The 9,176-nt window shown below is 43.4% G+C and carries 8 protein-coding genes; all 8 read right to left on the minus strand.

Annotated features, from left to right (window positions below; genetic code table 11):
- A partial coding sequence (locus E1163_RS05600; protein WP_155170357.1) for a substrate-binding periplasmic protein occupies positions 1 to 704 on the minus strand: 704 nt, incomplete at its 3' end.
- Positions 705 to 770: 66 nt separating this feature from the next.
- Positions 771 to 3,629 (minus strand): excinuclease ABC subunit UvrA, encoded by a 2,859-nt coding sequence (gene uvrA / locus E1163_RS05605; RefSeq protein ID WP_425482678.1) that lies wholly within the window; start codon positions 3,627 to 3,629, stop codon positions 771 to 773.
- 95 nt (positions 3,630 to 3,724) lie between these two features.
- A complete protein-coding gene (locus E1163_RS05610; RefSeq protein WP_155170359.1) occupies positions 3,725 to 4,609 on the minus strand; it encodes an aldo/keto reductase in 885 nt (294 codons plus the stop codon).
- A gap of 45 nt (positions 4,610 to 4,654) precedes the next feature.
- Positions 4,655 to 5,626: an arsenosugar biosynthesis arsenite methyltransferase ArsM gene (arsM, locus tag E1163_RS05615; RefSeq protein WP_155170361.1), complete on the minus strand. Its 972-nt coding sequence runs from the start codon at positions 5,624 to 5,626 to the stop codon at positions 4,655 to 4,657.
- The gene (locus E1163_RS05620; protein WP_155170363.1) at positions 5,626 to 6,444 is read right to left on the minus strand and encodes a purine-nucleoside phosphorylase; all 819 of its coding nucleotides are present in this window, start codon (positions 6,442 to 6,444) and stop codon (positions 5,626 to 5,628) included. Before E1163_RS05620 ends, arsM begins: the two co-directional genes overlap by 1 nt.
- Positions 6,445 to 6,510: 66 nt before the next feature.
- Entirely contained in the window at positions 6,511 to 7,566 is a 1,056-nt protein-coding gene (arsS, locus tag E1163_RS05625) for an arsenosugar biosynthesis radical SAM (seleno)protein ArsS (RefSeq protein ID WP_155170365.1), read from the minus strand.
- 10 nt (positions 7,567 to 7,576) lie between these two features.
- On the minus strand, positions 7,577 to 7,912 hold the full coding sequence (locus E1163_RS05630) for an arsenosugar biosynthesis-associated peroxidase-like protein (protein ID WP_155170367.1): 336 nt from the start codon (positions 7,910 to 7,912) through the stop codon (positions 7,577 to 7,579).
- A gap of 134 nt (positions 7,913 to 8,046) precedes the next feature.
- The gene (locus E1163_RS05635; protein WP_155170369.1) at positions 8,047 to 9,018 is read right to left on the minus strand and encodes a lytic transglycosylase domain-containing protein; all 972 of its coding nucleotides are present in this window, start codon (positions 9,016 to 9,018) and stop codon (positions 8,047 to 8,049) included.
- Between the last annotated feature and the right edge of the window lie 158 nt (positions 9,019 to 9,176).

The following is a 9,176-nucleotide window of genomic DNA, read 5'->3' on the forward strand; positions in this document are numbered from 1 at the left end:
TCCGTATCAATATCGCCACCGGGGTGCCTTTTCACAGGTTGCCTGTTTTGGATAGCCTCAAAGTAATAAGTAAAGTCAGCATTGGTAAACTTCTTCGGGTCTTGCATTACATGCTGCATAGCCACTCGTGTGGAAGGGACATACTCTATTTTCAGAGTAGGGTAATATTTATTTTTAATATCGATTAACACTTTTTCATTCGTGGAATTCTTTACCGTAACTGCTGTCATACCAGCAAATATTTTATTTATATCAGCCACATTGGCAAGTGTAGGGACCGAGTTATGAGACAATAGCATACTGATATTCGTTATATAGGGAGGGCTGAAAGTGTAAACTTTCTTTCTTTCTTCCGTGATAGTGGCACTCGTTAAACCAAAAACACCGCCTTGGGCTTCCCTGACCTGCTTCATAAACAGTATGAAGTTATCAGAGGCACTTGTTTCATAAGTGATGTTTACACGGATGTTTTCTTTTTGCTCAACAAATTCCTTGAATTTATTCATCAGGTCAAAAGTGATCCCTGTCTTTTTACCATTGATTATGGCTGCAAAGCCTGGTGCCTCGGAATAAGTAAACACCCAGTTGGCTGATCCCTTTGCCTTGGCCTCAGCATAGGTGTCACCCTTAAGCTGACCAAAACCGGTTAAATGAAGGGATTGAAATAAAATTAAAGCGAGGCACAGTTTCAGAAGATTGTTCATTACGTAAAAAATGTTTAAATGGAATAATGCGTAGTTTATTCCATTATAAACATAAAATCAAGCTTTTTACGATAATTCATCTTTCAAGAATTTGGCGGTATAGCTTTCTTCATTTTTCGCTACATCTTCGGGTGTACCAGAACAAACGATTGTTCCACCTCCATTTCCACCTTCCGGGCCTAAGTCCACTATGTGATCTGCGACTTTTATTACATCCATATTATGCTCAATGATCAAAACGGTATTGCCTTTGTCTACGAGCCGGTTAAGCACGTCAAGCAAATGCTGGATGTCCTGGAAGTGCAAACCGGTTGTTGGCTCGTCCAGTATGTACAGTGTTTTCCCGGTATCCTTTTTAGAAAGTTCCGTAGCCAATTTCACCCTTTGAGCCTCACCACCAGACAGTGTCGTGGCGTGTTGGCCCAATGATATGTAGCCAAGGCCAACATCATTCAAGGTTTTGATTTTACGCAGAATCTTAGGCTGGTTTTCAAAGAATTCAACCGACTCTTCAACAGTCATTTCCAGTACATCTGATATGGACTTGCCTTTAAACCTTACTTCCAGGGTTTCACGGTTATAGCGTTTGCCTTTGCAGGTCTCGCATGGCACGTGTACGTCGGGAAGAAAATCCATCTCTATCAGACGCAGACCAGCACCTTCACAGGTCTCGCACCTGCCTCCTTTTACGTTGAATGAAAACCTGCCGGGTTTGTAGCCCCGGATCTTTGCTTCGGGAAGTTCGGCAAACAGAGCCCTGATATCCGTAAACACCCCTGTATAAGTAGCAGGATTGGATCGGGGAGTACGGCCGATAGGGGACTGGTCAACTTCAATTACTTTGTCAAGATCTTCCAATCCTTTTACATCTTTATAGGCCAGTGGTTCTTTTCTGGATCTGTAAAACTTCTGATTAAGGATCGGGAACAAGGTGTCGTGGATCAGGGTAGATTTTCCACTACCGGATACTCCGGTAACCAATGTTAGTGTACCTAAAGGTATTTCGAGACTCACGTTTTTCAGGTTGTGACCACTTGCACCTTTAAGTTTGAGTTTTTTGCCATTGCCTTTCCTTCTCTCGGAAGGGACTTCAATATTACGCTTACCTTTTAGATAATCGGCAGTGGCACTTCCCTGCTTAAGGAATTCCTCAGGAGTCCCCTGGGCAACGATATGCCCGCCATGCCGTCCGGCACCAGGACCGATGTCTATGATGTAATCAGAAGCTAACATCATATCCTTGTCATGCTCGACTACGATTACGGAGTTACCAAGGTCGCGAAGATCTTTGAGTGCTTTGATTAGTTTCACGTTGTCCCTTTGATGCAAACCAATGCTGGGCTCGTCCAGGATATAGAGTACACCTACCAGTTGCGTACCTATCTGCGTCGCCAGCCTGATACGCTGGGCCTCACCACCGGAGAGGGTTCTTAACGGCCTGTTTAGATGCAGGTAATCGAGTCCTACATCCAACAGAAACCCTATTCTTTTCCTGATTTCTTTAAGTACTTCGGCAGCAATTTTATTCTGCTTGTCAGAAAGCCTCAACTCAAGGCCATCAAACCAACTCCACAAAGTTTTGATATCATACTCTGCAAGCTGGGATATATTTTGGTTATCAATAAGGAAATGTAGAGCTTCTTTTTTTAACCTGGCGCCATTACACTCGGGGCAGGTTACAGACACGGTAAAATCATTTACCCATTGCTGTATTTTATCCGAACCGCCTTCTCGTTGCTTCTCCAAAAACTTGATAATACCCTCAAACTTAGTATTCCAATCTGTACCAGGGTATTTGACCGACTTTACGGCAACAGGCACGGAATCTCCATAAAGCAAAGTTTTCAGCACATCTTCGGGAATATTCTTAATCGGCGTAGTCAGGTTTACCTTATACCTTTTCAGAATGGCTTCTATCTTTTTAAAGATCCAGATATCCCTGAATTCTCCCAAGGGCAATATGCCTCCCCTGCTTATGCTCAGGGATTTATCCGGAATTACGGATTCCTCTGTTATTTCTTCGATTACACCCAGTCCGTTGCACTTCGGACAGGCACCATATGGAGAGTTAAATGAAAAAGTATTTGGAGCAGGCTCATCATAAGACAGACCCGATTTAGGGTCCATCAGGTATTTTGAGAAGTGGTGCGTCTGGTTTTCCTGATCCAAAAGCATCAGTACACCCTCTCCCTGCTTTAAAGCTGTTGCCAGCGACTGGCTGATCCTGTACCTGTCATTCTGGTCAACAAGGATGCGGTCAATGACCACTTCAATATCGTGGGTTTTGTAACGGTCAACCTGCATTTTGGGCACCAGCTCCTGTACTTCGCCATCTACACGAACCCGTGAATACCCGCTTTTTCTTATCTGTTGAAAAAGTTCGCGGTAATGCCCTTTACGCCCTTTGACCACGGGAGCGAGAATAGTCAGTTTCTGCCCGTTAAATGCTGAAAGTATATGGTCAAGGATCTGATCCTCAGACTGCCTCACCATTTTTTCTCCGGTAATATAGGAAACGGCTTCTCCCGCCCGGGCGTAAAGCAGCCTCATAAAGTCGTAAATCTCGGTAACCGTACCTACGGTAGATCGAGGGTTTCTGGAGGTGGTTTTTTGCTCAATAGAAATTACGGGGCTAAGTCCGTTGATCTTGTCGACATCAGGTCTTTCCAAATTGCCTATGAAGGAGCGGGCATAGGCGCTAAAGCTTTCCATATAGCGGCGCTGCCCTTCTGCATAGATGGTATCAAAAGCCAGTGAAGACTTGCCGCTACCGCTGATGCCGGTAATGACCACGAGCTTATTTCTTGGAAAAACAAGGTTAACATTTTTAAGGTTATGCTCTCGGGCACCCAGTATTTCTATACTGTCATAGCCGGTTATATCGTAGTCATCCCCTTGTTTCATTACATCCTCATCAGTGATCATAGGCTATGGTAAGTATTGTGTTTAATAATCTACAAAATTGAGCTTTAGATTGTTTATATCCAACTTCTTTAAAACAATCCGGAACAGGAAACAGGCTATGGAATGGAGTAGCCCCTCACTATCTCAAGAAGCTCAAACCAGTCTTCCCTGCCCAGGTCAGCAGTCAGGGATTCTACCGAAGACCTGACTCTTTCCGGGTTCATAGTGCCTATAACGGGAATTATTCCGGATGGATGCTTTAACAACCACGAAAGAAGTAAACTTCCTGTTTCCACACCATATTTGGCAGCAATTCGCTGTACCTCCTGATTTTCCACCAATGTCATCACATTTTCCCGACCACCCAAAGGCGACCATGCCATAGGGTTGATATTGTGCGTCATCAGGTAATCCAAAGTACCATCAAACATGGCCTCGCTTTTAAACAGTGATATCTCTATCTGGTTAGTCACCAAGGGTTGGTCGCAGTACCTTGATAGTAGTTCAAATTGTGTATTGGTAAAGTTTGAAACGCCAAAATGCTGTACCTTCCCTTGCTTTTCTAATTGATCAAAGGCTGCACTAACCTCCTCGGGGTGCATAAGCGGATCTGGTCGATGGATGAGCAGAAGATCGAGGTAATCTGTTTGCAGGTTTTTAAGCGATTGTTCCGCAGAACTAATAATGTGTTCTTTGGAAGTATCATAGTGCTTAATACGATGTGTAGGCCGTTCATCAGCAATAAGCTTGATGCCGCATTTAGATACGAGCTGAATTTTATCCCTCATACCTGCATTTTCCTTCATCCAACCACCAAAAATAGTTTCGCAAGTATAGCCTCCGTATATATCGGCATGATCAAAACTGGTTATGCCGACATCCAGTGCCGCATTAATTAATTCCTCAAGTTTTGCGTGGGTTAATTCATTGATATGCCATTTACCTAAGACAAGGGAAGAAAGCTTTAATGAAGAGTTTGATATAGTTCTTAGCTGGGCCATTGGTTAATATCTGGTTGTTTCAAGTGCGATTATGCAAGATTAAAGTTAGCAACATCCGCCACCGTCGTAAAAATAAGTTGAGTTTGAGATAAAAATATCATCCCTGTCCAGAGCTGCCAATGCACCGGCTGTTTTATCACAAACTGCCAGGGGCTGATTGGACATCAGGATGTGACCTTTTTTATCATCAAAATATTCATCCATACCATAGTAGATGGCTGTTTTACCTGTAAAGACACATGGGCCATCTTCCGGCATAGGGTCTTTAATAGCGCATACCTCTATGCTTTCTATGAAAATGTTTTCTGTAGTATCATAATGTTTTGGTGATAGGATACGATACGGCCGCTTGGCGCGTACCTCTACTGTACCAAAGCCTATATCGGTAATCATTTGGATATAATCTTTTAGAGGCAATGCACCACTAAGACATAACGCTCTCAGGCGCTCATCTCTTTGGAGGTTTTCAGGCATTTGCTGATCGCAAATGGGATCAGACAGTACCAATCTGCCATGAGGCTTTAGTACCCGGTACATTTCAGTCAGGGCTTTCTTAAGGTCTTCTTTGGTAAAAATATTGAACAGGCAATTTTGTGCGGCCACATCTACAGAGGCATCTTCTACCGGCAAGTCAAGCGCATCTCCTTTGCGCAAGTCAACATACTCTGACCTAAACCACGGGTTCTGCCTCTCAGCTTCCTTGAAGTTTTCACTGCTCGCTTCCAGCATTTCGTCCACTACATCCAGACCTATGACCCCGGCTTTACGTCGGCTGAAATAGGCAAACTGCAACAGCTCCATACCTCCACCTACACCTACATACAGAACTGTTGGATCATTGACCAGGTCACGAGGATTTACAGTACTGCCACACCCGTAGTTCATGTCCAGCATCTTTTTTGGGATCTTTAGTTCCGGAAGTTGCCAAACCGGTGTTGTGGTACAGCAGAGGCCTACATCAGGGTTTTCTGCGGCTTTTTTGTAAACATCTTTGGTCGTTTGTAAATAAGTCTCCATTACAATCGCGTTATCAGTTCTATATACAGTTCAGTCAGTTTTGGCTCAGCTTGGCCCGCAGCTTCTATAATTTCTTCTATATTGATCGGCATCAGGTTGTCCGGATCACAGTCATCTGTAAGCACGGATATGGCACAACACGGCAGACTCATATGGTTGGCTACTATCACTTCTGGCACGGTAGACATACCTACTACATCGGCCCCAATATTTCTTAAAAATCTGTATTCTGCCCTGGTTTCAAGATTGGGGCCGGATACAGCCACGTAAACGCCTTTGTTGAGGGTAATGCCCTTTTCAATCGCAATGTCTTCCAGTGTTGCATTTAGTGCTGAATCATATGGATTGCTCATATCCGGAAACCTGGGACCCAGCTCATCAAGATTAGGACCTATCAATGGGTTGTCAGGTAGCAGGTTAATATGATCGGTAAGTAACATCATATCTCCTTTCTTCCAGTCCAGGTTCATGCTACCTCCGGCATTGGATACCAGCAAATATTCGATACCCAATAGTTTCATAACCCTGACGGGGAAGGTAACCTGCTTCATATTATAGCCTTCATAAAAGTGGAACCGGCCATGCATAGCTATCACTTTTTTCCCATTCACTTCTCCGTAAATCAGCTTTCCGCTATGAAACTCTACAGTTGCTACAGGGAAATGGGGAATGTCTTTGTAGGCTATTTCCTTTTCTACTTTTATCTTCGAAACAAACTGATTTCCCAGGCCGGTGCCCAGAATTACACCTATCTGAGGATCAGCGAAGCCTTTTTCCTTTAAAAAACCTGCTGTTTCCTTTATTTGGTCAATTGTCATTATAATAGTTTTTGAACGGGAGTTCCCCGCTGGTTAAGTGCTTGTAAATTTAGCTAACGTGGATTATTATGCAACCGTACCCTGGCAGCTCGAACCCGCACCTGCAGTGCATCCGTAGCAATGCTGACTTATGGCAATATGGCGGCTTTCAAGTTTCTCAAGATTGAAATCATTGATATGCTGACCTGCCTGTTTATCCACTTTTAGCCCTAACATTTGGTTAAAATCGCAGTCATACATGTAGCCGTCATAATCAACAGAGATGGTGTTGCGGCACATAACGCCTTTAACTGCAGCCGGATTAAAAGAGTCAACCAGTTTTTCCATATACTCTTCATAGTTCTCCGTCCGGATCAGAAAATCAAGGAACCTGCTTATGGGGAGGTTGGTGATGGTAAAAAGGCTGTTAAAATCTACATAATAGTGGTTTTTTAGCTCCTTCTTGAAATCCCGCTCAAGTTCTGCCTGGTTGCCCGGAAGGAAGGCTCCACCCGGATTGTAAACCAAATCAAGGTGTAAGCCTGATCCTGCTTTGCCATATCCTACAGCATTAAGCATTTGCAAGGCCTCAATCGATTTAACAAATACCCCTTCCCCTCTCTGACGATCAGTTTTATCAGGCTGATAAAAAGGCAGGGAAGAAACTACCCTTACTCCATTTTTCTTAAAGAATTCGGGAAGGTCATGGTACTTGGGGTTCGCAAGAATTATAGTCAGGTTAGAGCGTACAATAATTTCTTTAACACCGATTTTATGAGCCTCTTCAACAAACCATCTGAAATCAGGATTCATTTCAGGAGCACCGCCTGTGAGGTCCAGAGTGTGGATATTGGTTTTGCTCATAATGTCAAGGCACCTCTGCATGGTTTCCCTTCCCATAATCTCCTTCCTATCGGGCCCGGCATCTACATGGCAGTGTTTACAAACCTGGTTACACATATAACCCACATTCACCTGGAAGATCTCAATGTTTGCGGGCTTTAGCGGAAACTCGCCAAGTGTATCAATTTTTTCACGGAATGTCGGGAGCTTGTCACTCCCAAAAATACCATTTGACAAAAACCTTAACTGTTCCTGTCCACTGGCAAGGGAGTGATTTTGTGACCTTAATGTTTTTATCATGCTATGGTATTTACATGCTAAGCTTCTTGACTTTATTCATCATCTGTACGCCGTGAACCAGTGAAGCTCCTCCACGAATGGCTGTAGTTACATGCACGGCTTCCATCATCTGCTGCTCAGTAGCTCCTTTTTCGAGCGAATCGGAGGTGTAAGCGTCAATACAATAGGGGCATTGCACAGCGTGGGCGACTGCCAGGGCGATCAGGGATTTTTCCCGTGCGGTGAGGGCACCGTCCTTAAAAACGTCTCCGTAATAATCAAAAAATTTTCTAGCCAGTTCTGGCTGAAAATCTGCTACATCTCCAAATTTTTTAAGGTCGGCAGGGTCATAGTAAGTTTTTTCCATCGTAAGTTTTGTTTTCTAAGTCTCATAAAATTAACGCATAACAGTGTATGAAGTTTGATGTACTTCCCTTTAACTGCCAGGCTTGTCTGCACTGAGACAATTATACAAAACTTACGATGGAACCCCCGCTATGGCTATGGGTTTAATGGAATGGCTATGCGGTAGGTTTTATTTCTTTTTACGTCAAGGTGGTCTTCCCTCAACCAAGGGTTATGCCTCTTCAAAAGCTTATAATTGATACCCTGATCTTTAGAAAACGCTACAAGGTCTTTAATGTCATGGTCTATTTCAACATACCTGATTTCTTCAGGATCATATAAATGACGCTTATCTATGTTGAATCCGTACTTTTTTGGGTTCTCAATAATTTCTTTGATCGCGAGTATCCTGAAAACGTATCTTGAGGTTTCTTCATTGAGAAGCAGATCGTAATAGGAGTTCACTTTTTGATTGTCCAGGGCTCTTTGAAGACCTGCCATACCGCGGTTGTAGGAGGCAGCCGCATTCGTCCAGTTATCAAATTTTTGATGGGCTTTCTTCAGGTATTTACATGCAGCCTCTGTAGCCTTTAGTGGATCATAACGTTCATCCACTTCTTTAGTAATTTCCAAGCCATTTTCCTCACCTGACGACTCCAGGATTTGCCAGAAACCAACTGCATTGGCCGGTGAAACTGCATTCACAAAACCGCCTTCTATGGCTGTAAGGTATTTAAAATCATCGGGAATGCCATTTTCAGCCAATATTTTCTCAATTTGTGGCAGCCACTGATGGGCTCTTTTCATCAAAAATATGGTGCTGCTATGCCAATAGGTATTGATATGAAGCTCTCTGTCCAGACGCTCTCTCACATCGGGTATTTCAAGTGGCACACGCTCTCCGGCAAAATACAATTCTTTTGGTAGCTCCAACGATACTGCGTTCAGGTATCCTGCATACTCTCCTGCAGGCGGATTGTCAACTTTGTAAAATGCGTAGTTCTCTTGCTGCTGTTGCTGTGGAACAGCATGCACGGCAGATTCCTTTGATTGCTCACTGTCATACTTTATATATGAACAAACTAAAATGAGCGCGAGCAACGAAATGGCGTGGGGGAAGTATTTCATATGAGTGAGAGTTAAAAAAGTTTAGACTACAAAACATCTAATGTGACAGGAACAAAAATAGTTCCACTGCTTATGCTTCTCAAAAAATAAAATTTCGCAAAAGACCTGTTCCCAAACAGGGAAGTTTGCCTCAAGCCTGAATTGCAAAATCCAGACTT

The organism is Fulvivirga kasyanovii (assembly GCF_009711405.1).
GTDB classification, from domain to species: Bacteria; Bacteroidota; Bacteroidia; order Cytophagales; family Cyclobacteriaceae; genus Fulvivirga; species Fulvivirga kasyanovii.